Origin of the sequence: Psychrosphaera saromensis (assembly GCF_002954545.1) — a bacterium.
Classification (GTDB): Bacteria; Pseudomonadota; Gammaproteobacteria; order Enterobacterales; family Alteromonadaceae; genus Psychrosphaera; species Psychrosphaera saromensis.
In genome coordinates, this window is sequence record NZ_MSCH01000003.1 from 474,542 (window position 1) to 492,279 (window position 17,738).

The 17,738-nt window shown below is 38.3% G+C and carries 16 protein-coding genes; 4 read left to right on the top strand and 12 right to left on the bottom strand.

Annotated features, from left to right (window positions below; genetic code table 11):
• Positions 1-158 precede the first annotated feature (158 nt).
• From BTO11_RS02140 to greB, 9 genes are all read right to left on the bottom strand, one after another.
• Positions 159-797: an NAD(P)H-dependent oxidoreductase gene (locus BTO11_RS02140; protein ID WP_105051034.1), complete on the bottom strand. Its 639-nt coding sequence runs from the start codon at positions 795-797 to the stop codon at positions 159-161.
• A gap of 147 nt (positions 798-944) precedes the next feature.
• Positions 945-1,334, bottom strand: a complete 390-nt coding sequence (rnk, locus tag BTO11_RS02145; protein ID WP_105051035.1) for a nucleoside diphosphate kinase regulator — start codon at positions 1,332-1,334, stop codon at positions 945-947.
• A 126-nt stretch (positions 1,335-1,460) separates the two neighbouring features.
• Positions 1,461-1,763: a GreA/GreB family elongation factor gene (locus tag BTO11_RS02150; RefSeq protein ID WP_105051036.1), complete on the bottom strand. Its 303-nt coding sequence runs from the start codon at positions 1,761-1,763 to the stop codon at positions 1,461-1,463.
• 520 nt (positions 1,764-2,283) lie between these two features.
• Complete coding sequence (locus BTO11_RS02155; protein WP_105051037.1) at positions 2,284-4,158, bottom strand: Lnb N-terminal periplasmic domain-containing protein; 1,875 nt, start codon at positions 4,156-4,158, stop codon at positions 2,284-2,286.
• 83 nt (positions 4,159-4,241) lie between these two features.
• Entirely contained in the window at positions 4,242-4,724 is a 483-nt protein-coding gene (locus BTO11_RS02160) for a DUF3015 family protein (protein WP_105051038.1), read from the bottom strand.
• A gap of 291 nt (positions 4,725-5,015) precedes the next feature.
• Positions 5,016-6,848, bottom strand: coding sequence for a glutamine--fructose-6-phosphate transaminase (isomerizing) (gene glmS / locus BTO11_RS02165; RefSeq protein WP_105051039.1), 1,833 nt, complete (start codon positions 6,846-6,848; stop codon positions 5,016-5,018).
• Positions 6,849-6,937: 89 nt separating this feature from the next.
• On the bottom strand, positions 6,938-7,699 hold the full coding sequence (locus BTO11_RS02170; RefSeq protein WP_105051040.1) for a DeoR/GlpR family DNA-binding transcription regulator: 762 nt from the start codon (positions 7,697-7,699) through the stop codon (positions 6,938-6,940).
• Positions 7,700-8,197: 498 nt separating this feature from the next.
• Complete coding sequence (locus tag BTO11_RS02175; RefSeq protein ID WP_105051041.1) at positions 8,198-8,698, bottom strand: YehS family protein; 501 nt, start codon at positions 8,696-8,698, stop codon at positions 8,198-8,200.
• Between the two features lie 148 nt (positions 8,699-8,846).
• Positions 8,847-9,389 carry a transcription elongation factor GreB gene (gene greB / locus BTO11_RS02180; protein ID WP_105051042.1) on the bottom strand — a complete coding sequence of 181 codons (543 nt, stop codon included), beginning with the start codon at positions 9,387-9,389 and terminating at the stop codon, positions 8,847-8,849.
• A gap of 229 nt (positions 9,390-9,618) precedes the next feature.
• Between greB and BTO11_RS02185 the strand changes: the two genes are divergently transcribed.
• Positions 9,619-11,994: a Tex family protein gene (locus BTO11_RS02185; protein WP_105051043.1), complete on the top strand. Its 2,376-nt coding sequence runs from the start codon at positions 9,619-9,621 to the stop codon at positions 11,992-11,994.
• An 89-nt stretch (positions 11,995-12,083) separates the two neighbouring features.
• On the opposite strand, the gene BTO11_RS02190 is transcribed toward BTO11_RS02185, so the two are convergent.
• Positions 12,084-12,881 carry a DODA-type extradiol aromatic ring-opening family dioxygenase gene (locus BTO11_RS02190; RefSeq protein WP_105051044.1) on the bottom strand — a complete coding sequence of 266 codons (798 nt, stop codon included), beginning with the start codon at positions 12,879-12,881 and terminating at the stop codon, positions 12,084-12,086.
• 67 nt (positions 12,882-12,948) lie between these two features.
• Complete coding sequence (locus tag BTO11_RS02195; RefSeq protein WP_105053634.1) at positions 12,949-13,557, bottom strand: FMN-dependent NADH-azoreductase; 609 nt, start codon at positions 13,555-13,557, stop codon at positions 12,949-12,951.
• 201 nt (positions 13,558-13,758) lie between these two features.
• Between BTO11_RS02195 and BTO11_RS02200 the strand changes: the two genes are divergently transcribed.
• From BTO11_RS02200 to BTO11_RS02210, 3 genes are all read left to right on the top strand, one after another.
• Entirely contained in the window at positions 13,759-14,667 is a 909-nt protein-coding gene (locus BTO11_RS02200) for a LysR family transcriptional regulator (protein WP_105051045.1), read from the top strand.
• 107 nt (positions 14,668-14,774) lie between these two features.
• On the top strand, positions 14,775-15,464 hold the full coding sequence (locus BTO11_RS02205) for a pirin family protein (RefSeq protein WP_105051046.1): 690 nt from the start codon (positions 14,775-14,777) through the stop codon (positions 15,462-15,464).
• A 42-nt stretch (positions 15,465-15,506) separates the two neighbouring features.
• Positions 15,507-16,250, top strand: a complete 744-nt coding sequence (locus tag BTO11_RS02210) for a sulfite exporter TauE/SafE family protein (RefSeq protein ID WP_105051047.1) — start codon at positions 15,507-15,509, stop codon at positions 16,248-16,250.
• Here the strand turns inward: BTO11_RS02210 and BTO11_RS02215 are convergent.
• A complete protein-coding gene (locus tag BTO11_RS02215) occupies positions 16,247-17,725 on the bottom strand; it encodes an NAD-dependent succinate-semialdehyde dehydrogenase (protein ID WP_105051048.1) in 1,479 nt (492 codons plus the stop codon). The genes BTO11_RS02210 and BTO11_RS02215 overlap by 4 nt on opposite strands.
• Between the last annotated feature and the right edge of the window lie 13 nt (positions 17,726-17,738).

Consider the following 17,738-nt stretch of genomic DNA (forward strand, 5'->3'; position numbering starts at 1 on the left):
AGCTATTGCTGGTTAAATTTCACCTATTAAATTTCGCCTATTAAATTTCGCCTATTAAATTTTTCCATAAAAAAAGCTGAACTACTTATTAGCTCAGCTCTTCATATCTTTTGTTGCTATAGAATTTTACTACTTAGCGACTTTTAAGTAAGTCGACTTTATTCAACGGTAGTAATAAAGTCTTCCGTTGAACGGCGTACTTTTTCTAGGTTAACTAACCAGTCACCTTCCGCTTCACGATAACCCAAAGGTAACAAGATAACCGATTTTAACCCGCGTTCTTTAAGACCTAGAATTGCATCCACTTCGTCAGGAACAAAACCTTCCATTGGCGTACTATCTACTTTCTGTTCAGCAGCAGCAATAAGTGCAGTACCCAAACCAATATAAGCTTGGCGAGCAGCATGTTCAAAGTTTGTTTGAGCATCACGTTGTGGGTAAGTATTTAGTAACATTTGGCGGTAGTTTTCCCAACCTTCATTAGTACCACCACGTTTCTCGTTAACTAAATCGAACATAGTGTTAATGCGTTCAGCTGTGTAATTGTCCCACGCAGCAAAAACTAATAAATGAGAACCGTCGGTAATTTGTGCTTGGTTCCAAGCATGTGGCACGATTTGTTTGCGTACTTCAGGATTCGTTACAACAAAAACTTCATAAGGCTGTAAACCACTAGAACTAGCGCTTAATCTAATTGACTCTAATATGTAATCAACTTTCTCTTGGCTAACCGGTTTAGTTGCGTCCATTTTTTTTGCAGCGTAACGCCATTGTAGATCTTTTAGTAATTCAGTCATATATCTCTCAGTTAAAGTAAAACAAACAATAAAGTTTAGCCTTATATGGTATTCCCACCTTAAAAAAACAAGTGGTTAAAAGCAAACTCTATAAATGAGTGTTCTGATCAGCGCTAATTTCTTAGCGCTAGATTTAAATAAACCCATTTACCTTAATGGGTTTTTATTTACATTAACAATTTCAACGGATTGTTGCACACCTTGAATTTTCCACTCAATACTTTGTCCTTTGCTCAGACCTATTATTGCAGAACCAATTGGTGCGAATATTGAAATACTATCGTCGTATTTATCCATACAACTAGGTAGGCATAAGGTTTTAGTGAAGGTTCGGCCTGAGCCTGAAACTTTAAAGGTAACTTGACTATCAATTGTCACAACATTACTTGGTATCGATTTTACGCTAACGATGGTTGCCCGAGCGAGTTCATCTTCCAAGGCTTTAATTGATTCATCAGGCTGTTTGATACGAGCTATTTGAAACTCTAATTCTGCTAAGTCGGCAGTGGATATAATTATTTCTGGTTGTTTTTTCATGATCAACTTTCTTCTATTAGGTTAAATAAAATTGGCTCAGTTGAACCACATAAATTGAAGGTTTTGTATATGAATTTACTTTTTATATTTGTCATTTCATTCCTATTGTTTTTGTTGTTTGTTTTACTAATGACTGTTGTTAATACTAATTACTTGCCACTTAGCAACGCCTGCTGAGGTTTTTATTTTTGCTACTTCACCAAATCGCAACCCTAACAATTCACAACCTAACACTGAGGTATATGAGACGGTTTCAATTAAAGGTATGTTTTTTTCACCCTCAACAATGTGTAAATCAAACTGTTCTTTGGTAGATAAGTTCTTTAATCCAACAGTACTACCAACCCTAGTGCGATTTTCTAAACGCGATACCTGACTATTACTAAACTCTAATCTGTCGAGTAAAGAGCACAAGGTTATTGGATTCATTAATATCCTATAACTAGAGTTATAGAACCGCGGGTTTGATGGGCAAATTAAGGCTTTGCAAAACCTATAGATGTGTATAAGCACGGTGAATTCTCCAACCGGACTGATTTATTAATAAATTATAAGTATGAGAAACAGCCGAACGTATTCGCTACGCTCGGCTTAAATTGGGAAGGTGAGTAAATTACTCTTAAAGATGCTGACGTTGTATTTTCTGTACATTTTTTCCTCTAATTCTTAGTTCGATAATACCTCCAGATAAAATAAAAACAAGTCCTTAGTGACTTGCCATAAACTTAACAAAATCATTACGATTTTTGTCTATCAGCAGCTGATAAAGATGGCGCAGATTTTATGATAATTGGAAAGATTTAGGCGGTTTTGTAAATCAAAGGCGTTAGTGATTTCCAACGAGCTTGTCGTAGTTTTATGGGGAACTAAAGACTTATACAAAGAACCTTGTATAGGTCTTTACCAATTAAAGCGTCACTCGACAAGCTACTATTAAAGCTCTCGCATGCTAAAAATAATAATATAAGGTTAGCTTTACTTGAGTATCTTCAGAGTGCCATTTTCTATAATTAATACTGCTCCTTAATGCGAGATTAGTATTTAGTGAAAGGTTCCAGGATAAATCGACTTGGCTATAGTACTGATTACCAGTGTTAATCAGTTGCATAACATTCCCGGTTAATCCGAGTTTATTATTGTTATTTACTTGCCAAATTGTACCAAACTCAATACCAGCCCCAACGTCTAATTTATCAGTAATATCTCCATAATTTAGGGCAACTGAACCTAGTACAAAACTATGTAAATTATTAGGGTCGCCAAATGATTTTCCAAATCCACCTTGAGTAAAATATCGATTTTTTTCTTTAACTGGATATTCACTCGCACTATCTTCATCGACACTAGGCTGATGATCGTAACCAAGTTTCATACTCCATGACCAGCTATCAAAGACGGCGTTATCAGGAGCAAGTGACATAGCATCAACTAAATATAAGTGTTCAATTCGACTTTTATGATGCTCTGAAAAGCTTCCTTCTAAATCAAAAAAACTAATTTTTGCACCAGGAATATAACCATCCGAACTATCAAGTAAGTCATGATAAGCCAAGCGGTAGGATAATTTTATTTGACGCGCTCCGTTCTTACTGTCAACAAACGTTACTCCTGCTCTAGATGAACTATGCCCTTGCTCAGGTGAAATATCGGGCTTTTTAGGCTGGGTAAATGGAGTCGGTGTTTTCAGTTTACTGCGTTGGTATAGTAATTTATTTAATCGTGGTGCAATATTCTCACGCTGAAGACCTTGGTCGTTAAAATCAAAGTTTAACCATTCATATGCCATTTCTAAAATTGCAGCCTGGCGATCTATGCTATATGTCGATTGTTCAAATGTTCCAGTGTCCATTAATTCATGGACCGACGTTAATTCTTGCTCTGATAACTGCTGTGAATAATGGTATAGACGAGTACCAAATGCTGGTCGATAGTTAGGTGCTTGCAGTAATTGATGTTCTCTTAGTACGGCAACAGTGTCCGACGGAATTGCTTGAAAAGAAAATGTGGATGTTAAATCAAGAGTCTCGTTTGCTAATTGTAATAAACCAAGTAGCTGATAAGAGCAGTTTTCATCGATAAAATAGTAATCAAATTTAGCTCGTTGCAATTCCCATAAATGCAGTAATATGCGGTGAACTTCATCCTCTGATAGATTAAGTTTATACTCCCAAATATCACGAGACTCTATGTCATTATATTCACGAACTTTTCGATAATAAGGCATCACAGTAAACGAGCCTGGATACATACCAACAAAACCTTTAAATGCATAAACCGCGGCATTGTCTGTTTCGTCAGGTTGCGCGGCAAAATTAACAGCAAAAGCAACTAGTTCTCTGTGCCTATTTTGATCTTTAGCATCAACACGCAATAGCGTATGACCAAACATGGATGAAGGGCTATTCATAAAGGCAGTTGGAAATACTAGTGTAATACCTGCTGGGTTAAGTGTTTTTTGCCACATAGTTAGCTCTGGACAATTGAGCTCTGGCCAGTGGTTATCTGTATTGTTTTTTAGCCATGTATAGCGAGCTGGAAATTCACACCTAAGCTTATCAGTTTTTTCTGCCGTAACATTTTTCCCGTTAAAAACATCCAATGTAGCCATTAGTTCCGCATAAGGGTCGGTTTTACCAGATTTTGCGAGAAAAAAACGTTTATCGTCAACTTCACTTTTAAAATCAGTTAATGTGGCAGATCTATAATGTATGAGTTTTAACCAGTAAGGTTTATCGGCTAAATCAGAGAAAGGAACAGAAGATGCGAACAGAGGCAGTGACAAACTAGCCATTAAAACAAGTACAGCTTTGCTTAATATTTTCATAATGTATTATATAAAAAGCCCCAAAAGGGGCTTTAGATGACTTCCTGAATGCAGTAATAAATGCAATTAGCTAAAATTACTAATTAAGAAAGTTTATAGCTTGATAATGCTACGTCATTTGCAACTAAGCTGTTTAGATTTTCTAAAACAGTTTGTGATGTTACATTTTCAGAAGTAAAAACAGCTGAGAAGTTTGCTTGAGCTAAAGTAGCAAATGCCGCTTTGTCTTGATCAGCAATTCCCCAAACTTCAGCAAGAGTCGCTAAAGTTTCGCCTTCACCTTTTGACATATCACGAGCTAGTTGGTCAACATTACCATCAATGAAAAGTGAAACTGTTTCAGTAGAAGTTACAGTCCCATTACCATCACAACCTAAAGTACCGAAGCTGATACCAAAAGTTTGGTTACCAGAACTACCATTAGTTGTTGCACCTAAAATTTTAACCGCTTTACCATCTTTTCCAGCAAAAATCATAGAACCTAGACCACAACCAATATCTTGGTCTGCCATTGCTTGAGAAAGAGGTAAAAGAGAAAGTGCTGCTATAGCGATAATTTTTTTCATATTTATAAATCCTTTATATTATTAATTAGCCTTTATGAGAAAGGCAATTTAATCTAGCACAATAAATTAAGTGGTAACAACCTTGTTATTTATCTCGATAAATATTGATTAAATCACGTACCTATAAATAATTAATTTTAACTATGTTTACTTTCATTTGCCGTGATTTAGCATCTTTTGCTGACATAAAAAAACCACCAAACCATGCTTAATTCATTATGAATCGGACACGATTAGATGGTTCAATTAAATAACTATGCTGTAAATTTACACAAAGTTTAGCTGTAAAACTTACTCAACCGTCACTGACTTAGCTAAGTTTCTAGGTTGGTCAACGTCTGTGCCTTTAATGATAGCGACGTAGTAACTCAATAACTGTAGCGGTATTGTGTAAACAATTGGCGCTATGATTGGGTCAACATGTGGTACTTCCATTACGCGCATAGTGTCGTCGCCTTTGAAGCGTGCATCTTTGTCTGCGAATACATATAAAATACCGCCACGGGCACGTACTTCTTCAACATTAGATTTAAGTTTTTCTAATAAATCATTGTTTGGTGCAACCACAATTATTGGCATTTCTGCATCAATTAACGCTAACGGACCGTGTTTTAACTCACCAGCTGCGTATGCTTCTGCGTGAATGTATGAAATTTCTTTTAGCTTTAACGCGCCTTCCATTGCAATTGGGTATTGCTCGCCACGGCCTAAGAATAAGCTATGTTGTTTATCGGCAAATTCTTCCGCTAGTTTTTCAATACCTTCCGCCATCGTTAGCGTTTCTTCTAACTTATTTGGCAAGGTAGCAAGGGCGGTTACAATTTCTTTTTGTAACTCAGCAGTCATGCCTTTTTGTTTGCCTAACGCAACCGTTAGCATTAACAAGGCCACCAGCTGTGTAGTGAATGCTTTGGTTGAAGCAACACCAATTTCAGCACCCGCATTGGTCATAACCGCTAAGTCAGACTCACGTACTAATGATGAACCTGGTACGTTACACACACTTAAACTGGCTTTATAACCAATCTCTTTTGCTAAACGCAGTGCTGCTAAAGTATCAGCCGTTTCGCCAGATTGTGAAATCGTAACGATTAATGAGTTAGCTGGAACAAACGACTTTCTGTATCTAAATTCAGACGCTATCTCAATATTACAACTTACATTAGCAAGCGACTCTAACCAGTAACGTGCAACCATGCCCGAATGGTAAGACGTACCACAAGCAATAATTTGTACATGGTCAATGCCCTGTAAAATTTCAGCGGCATTTTCACCTAAATATTCTTCAATAACGGTATCTGCATTAATACGATTTAATAATGTATTACGAACAGCAGCTGGTTGTTCATGAATTTCTTTCATCATGTAATGACGGTATTCACCTTTGTCACCTGCATCATGCGTTACCGTAGATTCATTAATTTCACGTTCAACTGCGTTACCGTCAGCATCAAAAATATTAATTTCATCACGAGTAATTTCAGCAACATCACCTTCTTCTAAAAAGATGAACTGACGCGTAACGGGTAATAATGCCAACTGATCAGAGGCAACAAAGTTTTCGCCGATACCAACGCCAATCACTAATGGGCTACCAGAGCGAGCCACCACAATACGGTCTGGGTTAGCTGGTTCCATCATTACCGTGCCGTAAGCACCGTCTAATTGCTTAACTGATTTTTGTACTGCCGCTAATAATGTGTCTGTGCTTTTACGGTTTTCATGTACTAAATGCGCAATAACTTCAGTGTCGGTTGCAGATAAAAACTCGTAACCTTTGGCTTGTAGCTCTGTGCGAAGTACTTCATGGTTTTCAATGATACCGTTATGAACTAAGGCTATGTCATTGTTAGACATATGTGGATGGGCGTTCTCTTTAGTAACACCACCATGTGTTGCCCAACGAGTATGAGCTATACCAACTGTGCCATTTACTTTCGATTTAGCCACGGCTTCAGCAAGGTTTTTAACTTTACCTATTTCACGTTCACGTTTTAACGAGCCGTCACTTTCCATTAAGGCAACACCAGCAGAGTCGTATCCTCGGTATTCAAGACGCTTAAGGCCTTCTAACAATATATTTACTATATGACGTTCAGCTACGCCACCAACGATTCCACACATAATTTTCTCCAAAAATTTATTAAGTGTAAAAGCAGAACCTTGCCTGCTTTTTAATATTTTTATAAGCTCAGACTACTGCGCTTATATAACTAATACGCTTTGATCACTAAAACGTTTTGAGCGGTTATTAAGCGCTCACTTTCGGCATCGATATCTGCGTCTGTTACCAGCACATCAATATCCTGCCAACTCAATTCTAAGTTAGGTATTTTTCTATCTAGTTTTTCTGATTCTGCCAACACAATAACTTGTTGTGACACTTCTGCCATCACTCGACTTAGATTAGTCAATTCGTTAAAGGTTGTAGAGCCACGGGTTACGTCTAAACCAGACGCGCCCAAAAATGCTTGGTCAAAGTTATAGGCTTTTAACATGTTCTCAGCTTGCTGACCTTGGAATGAATGCGATTGTGCATCCCAAGTTCCACCTGTCATTAACAAGGTAGGTTCATTTTCTAGTTCAAGAATATGATTAGCTACTTCCAGCGAGTTACTCATCACCACTAAGCCACGCACATGTTGAGCGTGAGATAAAACAGCGGACGTTGTGCTGCCACTGTCTATAACAATGCGGTTATGATCTTTAATTAACTCAGCGGCTGCTTTAGCAATGGCTTGCTTGCGTTTTGAAATCTCAGGACCTGCCAATTCTGACGAACCAGAAGGTAAGGCAATTGCGCCACCGTATTTACGTAATAACAGTCCGTTAGATTCAAGCGCGGTTAAATCTTTACGGATAGTGACTTCCGATGTATTAAACATAGATTTTAACGAATCAACCGTCACTTCATGCTGTTCGTTGACTAATTCAACGATTGAACGACGGCGAGACTGAGTATTTCGTTTTTGCACAAACACAACCCTTAACTTTCGATTCGAAAGATTATAGTTTCGTTTATATTTAAATCAAGGTTTTATTTAAATCAAAAGTTAACGTCCAACAAAAGTAATCGGAAAACTATTACGGTCAATTATGTAGCGAGATCAATCAGGGAAATACCAGTCGAGGGGAATGAACTAATACTTTAAATTTAAACATTCAAATTTATCGCTGAATTATGCCCAAGCTAAAGTAAGGAAAATAAAATGAATAAGACCGACACTACTTTATTAGGATTAGGCTTATTAATAGCAGTGGCTCTACAGGGTGGATTATTTTGTCTAAAATGGCGAGGCTAGTTAATTTTTTCCATGTTATTTTAATATTTAACCGCCTACACATTTATAAATATAGACGGATAAAATTAACCCCGTGTCTACTTACACAGGGTCACATCACACATCAAGCTTCTAGCTTCTAGCTTCTAGCTTCTAGCTTCTAGCTTACAGCTTTATTTCATTACGGCTTTTTTATTCAGCTTCTGGCTCTTCATTATTTTCAGTAGCGTCTACTTCACCACGTAATTTAATTTGTAAACCTTGTAGGAAGTTACGCATTACTTGGTCTTTACATTCACGGTAATGTTTATGCCCTGCTTTTCTGAAAAATGCACTTAACTCATGTTTGCTTAAGTTAAAGTTGGCAAGTTCTAAATATTCTAATAAGTCTTCAGCTTTTAAATTAAGAGCGATTTTTAATTTATTAAGCATGATGTTATTTGTTAGTTTTTGCTCTGGAGCAGGTTGTGCGCCTTCACGTTTACCGCGTTTTTCGTTGATTAACCCGTTTAAGAAAGAGGCCATCATAGGATCTTGTAAGCTTGCATAACGCGGGTCATCATCTTTTTTCAACCATGATGTTACTTGTTCTTGAGTTACTTTTTGATCTGCCGCTGCAAATGTTTTCATCATTGCAGAGTCACTAAAGTCAAAGCTGTAACGGATTCGACGTAAAATGTCATTGTTAGTCATGGTTGTTTCCTGATTTATAAATTCTGAATTTGGGTGCTTTGCTCATAAACTTGGTAAGAAACCAGCAGCCCATTAAATTGTAGCAATGGCTGTATTGTACTTGTTGTGCGCGGTAATGTCAGACTATGAATACTTTTATTTACTCTATTTAGCCTTCCGGCTCTTGAAGTGACTCTTCTTGTGGCGCTTTGTAGCTAATAACATTCACGTTATAACATACCTTTCCCGTTGGCGTTTGTACCCAAGCTTCTTCGTCTACTTGCTTGCCAATTAAGGCTCTTGCCATTGGTGCGTCTATGCTGATCCATTTTTTATATACGTCAATTTCATCTGGACCCACTATACGAATTTTAGTTAACTCGCCATCATCGTTCTCTAATTCTACCCAGGCACCAAAGAATACTTTACCTTCCTGCTCACTTGACGGGTAAATTACTTTTAAAATTTCTAAACGTTTTGTTAAAAAGCGTACTCGCCAATCTATTTCTCTAAGGCGCTTTTTACCATAAATGTATTCAGCGTTTTCGCTTCTGTCACCTTGAGCCGCGGCTTCAGATACTGACTTAGTAATTAGAGGTCGCTCGTCCTTCCATAAGTATGTCAGTTCTTTTTCCAGCTTGTCGTAACCATCGCGTGTAATGTAGTTGGTTTTGGTTAACAGCTCAGGATCTGGCTTTCTGTAACGCCCCATTAATGCTTCTTATTTTTTGTGATTTCAGTTTATAGGTAGTATTTAAAACTAATAAAAGTAAATGTACAAACTTGTTAGTAAAATTCAAGACGGTTTATTTTTCCATTGTTGTTTAAAACTCAGATTTAATCTCAATATATTGCTTTATTATTTTTGTTTTCATACCTATGATGCTGCCTTAGCTTTTTGTCAGTTTATTGTGTTTCTATTTTCAAGGATCTTCAAACCTATGTCTGTTGTTAGTCAAACAATCCCTCAGTTAATTGCTGAAGAAATTTTAGCACGTACCGAGCAAGTTATTGCTGCTATTACCTTATTAGATGAAGGTTCAACGGTGCCATTTATCGCTCGTTACCGTAAAGAAGTTACTGGCGGGTTAGATGATACCCAGTTACGTAATTTAGAAACTCGTCTTATTTATTTACGTGAATTAGAAGATCGTCGTCAGGTGATCTTAAAGTCGATTAAAGAACAAGAGAAACTGACTCCTGAATTAGAAAAAGCCATATTATCGGCTGACAATAAAACCCGTTTAGAAGATTTGTATTTACCTTACAAACCAAAACGTCGTACCAAAGGTGAAATTGCCAAAGAACAAGGTTTAGAGCCATTGGCAGATGCGTTATATGCTGATGCAAATTTAGACCCAGAACAACAAGCGCAAGCATTTGTTACCGGTGACGTTGCCGATACTAAGGCTGCATTAGATGGCGCTAAATACATCTTAATGGAACGTTTCTCTGAAGACGCTGAGTTGTTAACCAAAGTACGTCGTTACTTAAAACAAAATGCTTACCTTGAAGCCAAGGTTATTGCCGGTAAAGAAAACGAAGGTGCAAAATTCCAAGACTATTTTGACCATTCTGAATTAGCCATTAAAACACCATCGCATCGAGCACTTGCTATGTTACGTGGCAGAAACGAAGGTATTTTACAGTTAGTGTTAAATGCCGATCCGGGTCAAGAAACGCCAATTAGAGAATCTCAAGTAGAAAACATTATTGCTACTCACTTTGGTTTGAACTTCAACCAAAAAGCTGGCGATAAATGGATGAAATCTGTTGTGCAGTGGACATGGAAAATCAAAGTATCTATGTCGATGGAAAACGAGTTGTTATCTGAAATTCGTGAAAACGCAGAACAAGAAGCGATTCGCGTATTTGCTAAAAACTTAAACGACTTATTAATGGCCGCACCTGCTGGCGCAAAAGCGACACTAGCAATAGACCCAGGTTTTAGAACCGGTTGTAAAATTGCGGTTGTGGATCACACAGGTAAGTTCTTAGACAACGCCACAATTTATCCACACGAGCCTCAAAACCATTGGGATAAATCAATGCGTACTATTGAGTTGTTAGCACGTACTCATAAAGTGGAATTGATTGCCATTGGTAACGGAACGGCTTCGCGTGAATCAGACAAACTAGCGGCTGAAGTGATAAAAGCTTGTCCAGAATTAAAATTAAGCAAAGTCATGGTAAGTGAAGCCGGCGCTTCTATTTATTCTGCCAGTGAATTTGCATCAAAAGAGTTTCCAGATTTAGACGTATCTATCCGTGGTGCTGTTTCAATCGCCAGAAGATTACAAGACCCACTTGCAGAGCTTGTGAAAATTGAACCTAAGTCTATCGGTGTTGGCCAGTATCAACATGATGTAAGCCAAAGTTCATTATCAAAAAGCCTAGATGCGGTTGTAGAAGATTGTGTAAATGCCGTTGGTGTAGATTTAAATATGGCGTCTATTCCGCTGTTAAGCCGAGTGTCTGGTCTGAATAAAACCTTAGCCAACAACATCGTTAAATTCCGCGATGAAAATGGTAGTTTTAAAAATCGTAAAGACTTAAAAAATGTTGAGCGCTTGGGGCCAAAAGCCTTTGAACAATGTGCTGGATTCTTAAAAATTGCTAATGGCGACAATCCACTTGATTCATCTTCTGTACATCCTGAAGCGTATCCTGTTGTTACTGAAATCATCAAACAAAGTGGTGTTGCGGTAAACGATGTTATTAGTAACTCTGAGTTTTTGTCTAAGATAAATGCCAACGATTACACTAATGATAAATTTGGTTTACCTACGGTTGAAGACATTATTAAAGAGTTGGATAAACCAGGACGAGATCCTCGTCCAGAGTTTAAAACGGCAACCTTTAAAGATGGTGTGGAAGCGTTAAAAGATCTGAAAGAAAACATGATTTTAGAAGGTGTTATCACTAACGTAACTAACTTTGGTGCCTTTGTAGATGTTGGCGTTCACCAAGATGGCTTAGTGCATATCTCATCAATGACGGACAAGTTTATTTCTGACCCATCTGAAATTGTAAAAGCCGGTGACATAGTAAAAGTTAAAGTGATGGAAGTAGATATCCCTCGTAAACGCATTAGCTTATCTATGCGTATGGATGAACAAGCTTCAGGTAAAACTGGAGGGGCTAAGCCTGGAGCAGCTAGGCCTGGCCAATCTAGATCGGTTAAAGGTGATCAGAAACCTCGTTCTAATAATGGCTCTAATAACACTAACCGTTCGTCTAATAACTCTAGCAATTCTTTGGGCGGCGGCGCTATGGGCAACGCCTTTGCTGATGCATTTAAAAATGCGAAGAAATAGTAACTAGTTTCGAGTTTCGAGAAAAACAAAAATGCCGACCTGCTTTTGAAGCTGAGTCGGCATTTTTAGTCCTACACTTTTTTACTCAATCACCACAAATACATGCTTGATTTTTTATTCAGTATATTCAATTCAAACGTTTGTAAACAGGCTCGTTGCGCAGCACCATAACAAACATGCAATGGTAATAAATGCTCTTCTCTTGGCTGACAATATCTAGCCGCGGGTGCTTGTACCCAATCTGTGAGTAACTCTGTTCTTGTACTTTCACTGATCGCTTTATCTGAGCAAGTTGCTAATAACCAGCGTTCAAAAGACACATTCATCGCTCTTGCTTCTTTAGTTTCTGGCGCAAAAAAAGCTTTCATATTATGAAATGAAAAACCAGATCCAATGATCAACAAGTTATCAACATCTAGCTGATTTATTGCTCGCCCCATTTTTATGTGCTCACTTGGATCTAAAGTATTTACCAAAGACAACTGAATACAGGGGATATCGGCTTCTGGAAACATTACTTTTAAAGGAACAAATACACCATGATCTAGCCCACGTTGAGGGTCCAACTTTGATTTTATACCAGAACGCGTAAACGATGCATGCAGCTGCTCAGCCAATAAAGGCGCCCCCAAACACGGATAGGTAATGTCATATGCAGCTTGAGGAAAACCATAATAATCATAGATAAGATCTGGTGCAGCGTTTGATGTAATCGTTGGAATATCTTCTTCCCAATGGGCACTCACTACAATAATCGCCGACGGCTTTTGTAATTGCCCCGCTATACCTTTTAAACAATCTAACATTTCATCATGTGCAGGATCGCCCAGTAATGGCATTGGTCCACCACCATGTGACAAAAATAAAACTCTAGAATTATTTTTCATATTCCCCCCCCCTAAGCTAAACATCTATTAAGTACAAAGCCCTTGTTAGTTAACTGAGTTACCTGGCTTAGATTAACGATTCTAATACAACATCCATTGCTTGTTTGGCTCCTAGGATATTTTCCTCTTTTGCCGGCATCGCTAATCCTTCCGCATAAATAAACTGTACGTCTGTAATACCAATAAATGCTAATACATCTTTAAGGTACTGAGTTTGGCTGTCTTTTGGTGTACCTTGGTACATACCACCACGGGCAGCAACAATAATGGCTTTTTTACCTTCTAATAAACCAACAGGGCCTTGCTCTGTATATTTAAAAGTAATACCTGCTCTAGCAATACGGTCAATCCATGCTTTGAATGTCGAAGGAATACCAAAGTTATACATTGGCATACCTATCACTAGCGTATCTGTATTTTGTAACTCAGCCACTAAACTATCAGAAATATCGGCGAGTTGAGATTGCCCGTCAGTACGTTCATTTGCTGGAGTCATCCAAGCACCCATTTCAGCCTGAGTTAGATGTGGAAGTGCATCTTGTGATAAATCTCGGCTAACAAGATTCACCTGTGTTTTAGCTTTGCCTTTTAATCTAGTCACAAACTCATGTGACAATATATTTGAATTACCAAGTTTACCGTTTATTGATGAATTAACTAATAGAACATTATTTATTTCAGAAGCTGCGCTCATTTTAAAATCCTTAATTTGTTTACCTTGGTAACTAGTATTATGTTATTTTTAACAGAATAAAATCGTTAAAATACGTACAAACCATTCGTTAAAACAGAATGTATTTGAAATTAAATGTCGCTAAGATAAATATAACTAAAAGTACGGCATGTTAACCAAACCTATAAAACAAAGAGTAAAGCTGTGTTAAGAATTACATTAGAACAATGGCGAATGTTTAGAGCGGTTGTGGAGTTTGGCGGTTTTAATCAAGCGTCACAAGGCATACACAAGAGCCAATCAAGTATTCATAATGCCGTGGGGAAAATTGAAAACTCATTGGATGTGAAGCTTTTTAGCATTGAAGGTAGAAAAACCGTATTAACCGAGGCTGGAGCGTTAATCCTCAGGCGTGCTAATTTTCTACTTGATGAAGCTAGTAAAGTAGAAGCCATTGGTCATACGCTTGGGCAAGGTACTGAGAGTCGTCTTCGCATTGCTGTTGACGAAATTTTTCCACAGTCTTTGTTATTTAAAGTTTTAGAAAACGTTTCTATTCAATATCCTCTATTACAAATTGAGTTAATTGAAACGGTATTAAATGGCTCCACTGAATTACTAGAAAGTACCAAGGTCGACATTGCTATTTCAGCCACGCCATTAAGTAATGGTCTGAGTGAAAGTCTTTGTCATATTGAATTTGTTGGTGTTGCCAGCCCAGATCATCCGCTACATAAACTAGACGCAGAGCTGACGTTAGAAGATTTAAAGAGTCACCGCCAGATTGTGGTACGAGATTCTGCCATAGGGAATAAAAAGGACGAAGGTTGGTTAGGGGCAAATCAGCGCTGGACCGTTAGCCATATTAAAACCTCAATCGATATGATCTGTAAAGGTTTGGGCTTTGCCTGGTTACCTACAACCTCAATTGAACAACAACTAGAAACACAACAATTAAGACCACTTAGGCTTAACCGTAACAGCAAACGTTCTGGCCAATTATATTTAGTGTTTAAAGATGTCGACCGCTTAGGCCCAGCGGCTAAGTGTTTTTTAGCTGAGTTACGTGAACAATGTTTATCTATTAACAAGCCTGATTTACAGAGTAACTAAAACAAACATTCTTTAAAAACGAATGATTGAGACAATAATTGATAATTTTAATCTACTCATATGAATATTAAACTAGCTTCATTAAAACAGCGTATTGGGGTTTAGTTATGAAATATATTAGAAGGTCAGAAGAAAGAGGCCAAGTCGATTTTGGTTGGTTGCAGAGTAAACATAGTTTTTCCTTTGGTGAGTATCACGATCCAAAACACATGGGCGTGTCTGTATTAAGAGTGATAAACGACGACATGGTTATGCCAGCTCAAGGTTTTGGTACACACGGACATCGCGATATGGAAATCATATCTTATGTGATTGAAGGTGCGCTGAAACATGAAGATAGCACAGGCAACAAATACACTGTCCCAGCTGGTGATGTGCAGCGTATGAGTGCAGGTAGTGGAGTTAAGCATTCTGAATTTAACGCCTCAACTACCGACCCAGTTAAGTTTTTACAAATCTGGATACAACCTAATGTAATGGGTATTGAACCAAGCTATGAACAGAAAAGTATCCTACAGCAAGGTCAGTTAACGCCGTTAGTCACGCCAAGCGGCTCAAGTGACACATTAAGTATTAATCAAAATGCCAGCATATCTCGTTTAGTTTTAATGAATGGGGAAGCTTTCACGTTAAATACCGAACAACAAACAGGATACTTACATATTGTAAAAGGTAGCCTACTGGTTGATGGAGAAGAGTTTAATGCTGGCGATGCCTTTGCGATTGACTCACAGCAACATTGTGAAGTAAAAGCTAACTCAGCTCTTGAAGCGCTTTGGTTTAACTTACCCAGTTAACACAACTTAAACTAGAGCAACTAAAACGTTAAAAGGATAAACATGGAAATATCGGCAGTTATTATTATCGCAATTGTTGTACTGCTTATTGGTATTTCCAAATCCGCATTTGCTGGAGCATTAGGTGTATTTGCAGTGCCTTTGCTCATGTTAAAATTCAGCGCCGTTGAAGCAATTGCTTTAATGTTGCCTTTGCTAATAATAGCCGATGTAATAACAGTGAAAGGTTATTGGAAGAAGTGGGATACACCTTTATTAATGACGTTAATTCCAGGAGCTATTGTTGGGATCATTACCGCTAACCTAATCATAGACCTTATTAACAACGACTATTTACAGTTTGTTATTGCCAGTATTTGTATTGTCTTTGCTATTAAAAACATCGTATTTAAACATATAGAATTAAAGCTAATTAATAACAAACTTGGTGCTTACTGCATGTCAGCTTTGTCCGGTATTTCTAGCACTTTAGTTCATGCTGGCGGTCCGCCTTTACTGATTTATTTTAGTGCTATTGGTTTAGCGCCATCAAAATTTGTTGCTACCGCCGCTATATTTTTTGCCATTATGAACTTAGTCAAACTAGTTGGTTTTATTTCTTTGGGCTTAATAACCTCAGATCTAATATTGACTGCGCTTGCCTTTATTCCAATGGCATTTGTCGGCCATTGGATAGGTGTAAAGATCAACAATAACCTAGACAAACAGCTATTTTTAAAAGTAATGAATTACTTACTGCTGGTGTTGGGATTTTGGTTAATTATAAAAGCGAATATAGATATTTAATCTAAACCGCCCATGCATAAATACTTAGTTTCTAAATAATCATCCAGTCCATATTTGGAACCTTCACGACCACTACCTGATTGTTTTACGCCACCAAAAGGCGCAGCTGCATTGGAGATTAAGCCTTCGTTTATGCCAACCATGCCGTATTCCAAACCTTCTGCGACTCGCCAAATCACACCGATGTCTCTGGCATAGAAATACGCGGCTAATCCGTATTCCGTATCGTTTGCCATATTGATAGCATCTTGCTCAGTTTCAAAACTAATAATAGGTGAAACTGGACCAAATATTTCGTTGGCAGCAATAGGCATGTCGTTAGTGACCTGGCTTAATATTGTCGGCTGGTAAAAGTTATTAGTAACGCCATCAACCACCTGAGCTTTAGCACCGCCTAGTTCCAGCTTTGCTCCTGCGTTAATTGAGTCTTGTACTAGCTTATTTACATTGTCCACAGCCGAACTTGAGATCATAGGGCCAATAAAAACACCATCCGTCAAACCATTGCCCGTTACTAACTTAGCGACTGCGGCGGTAAACTTTTCAGTAAATTCTCGTGCTATCCCCTGCTGAACCAAAATACGATTGGTACACACACAGGTTTGCCCTGCATTTCGGTATTTAGATAGCACAGCACCTTCAACGGCGGCATCAATATCAGCGTCGTTAAATACAATAAATGGGGCGTTACCACCGAGTTCCATCGATACTTTTTTAACGCTTGTGGCACATTGAGCGATTAACGTTTTGCCAACAGCGGTTGAGCCAGTAAAGGTAAACTTAGCCACATCAGGATGCTGAGTAAGTACCTTGCCTATGCCTTTGGCGTCTTCACCAATCACAATATTAAACACGCCTGCTGGAATACCCGCACGTTCTGCCAGCTCTGCCATAGCTAAAGCCGATAAAGGGGTTTGTGTGGCAGGACGACCGACAAATGTACAACCTGCGGCTAATGCAGCCGCGGCTTTACGAGCTATCATGGCGTTAGGGAAATTCCACGGCGTGATTGATGCCACAACGCCAACGGGTTGCTTGATCACAATAATGCGTTTATCTGAGGATGGCGCAGGTATAGTATCGCCGTAAACGCGCTTTCCTTCCTCAGCAAACCATTCGATAAATGATGCGCCATAAGCAATTTCGCCTTTTGCTTCCGCTAATGGTTTACCTTGCTCAAGCGTTAAAATACGGCCTAGGTCATCTTGATGTTGCATCATTAAGTTAAACCAGTTTCTTAATAACACCGCTCTTTCATTGGCCGACTTACTCGACCATCCTTTAAGTGCACCTTTGGCAGCTTTAACCGCTAATTCAGCGTCTGCAACTCCGGCATTTGATACCTTAATGAGGACTTCATTAGTCGCAGGGTTAACAACCGAGAACTCTGCATTATCAACCTTTCCTTTATTTAGCCACTGCCCATTAATATACGAATGTTGCTTAAGCAATGATTTGTCGTTTAACTTATCCATGGTGTCGCTCCAG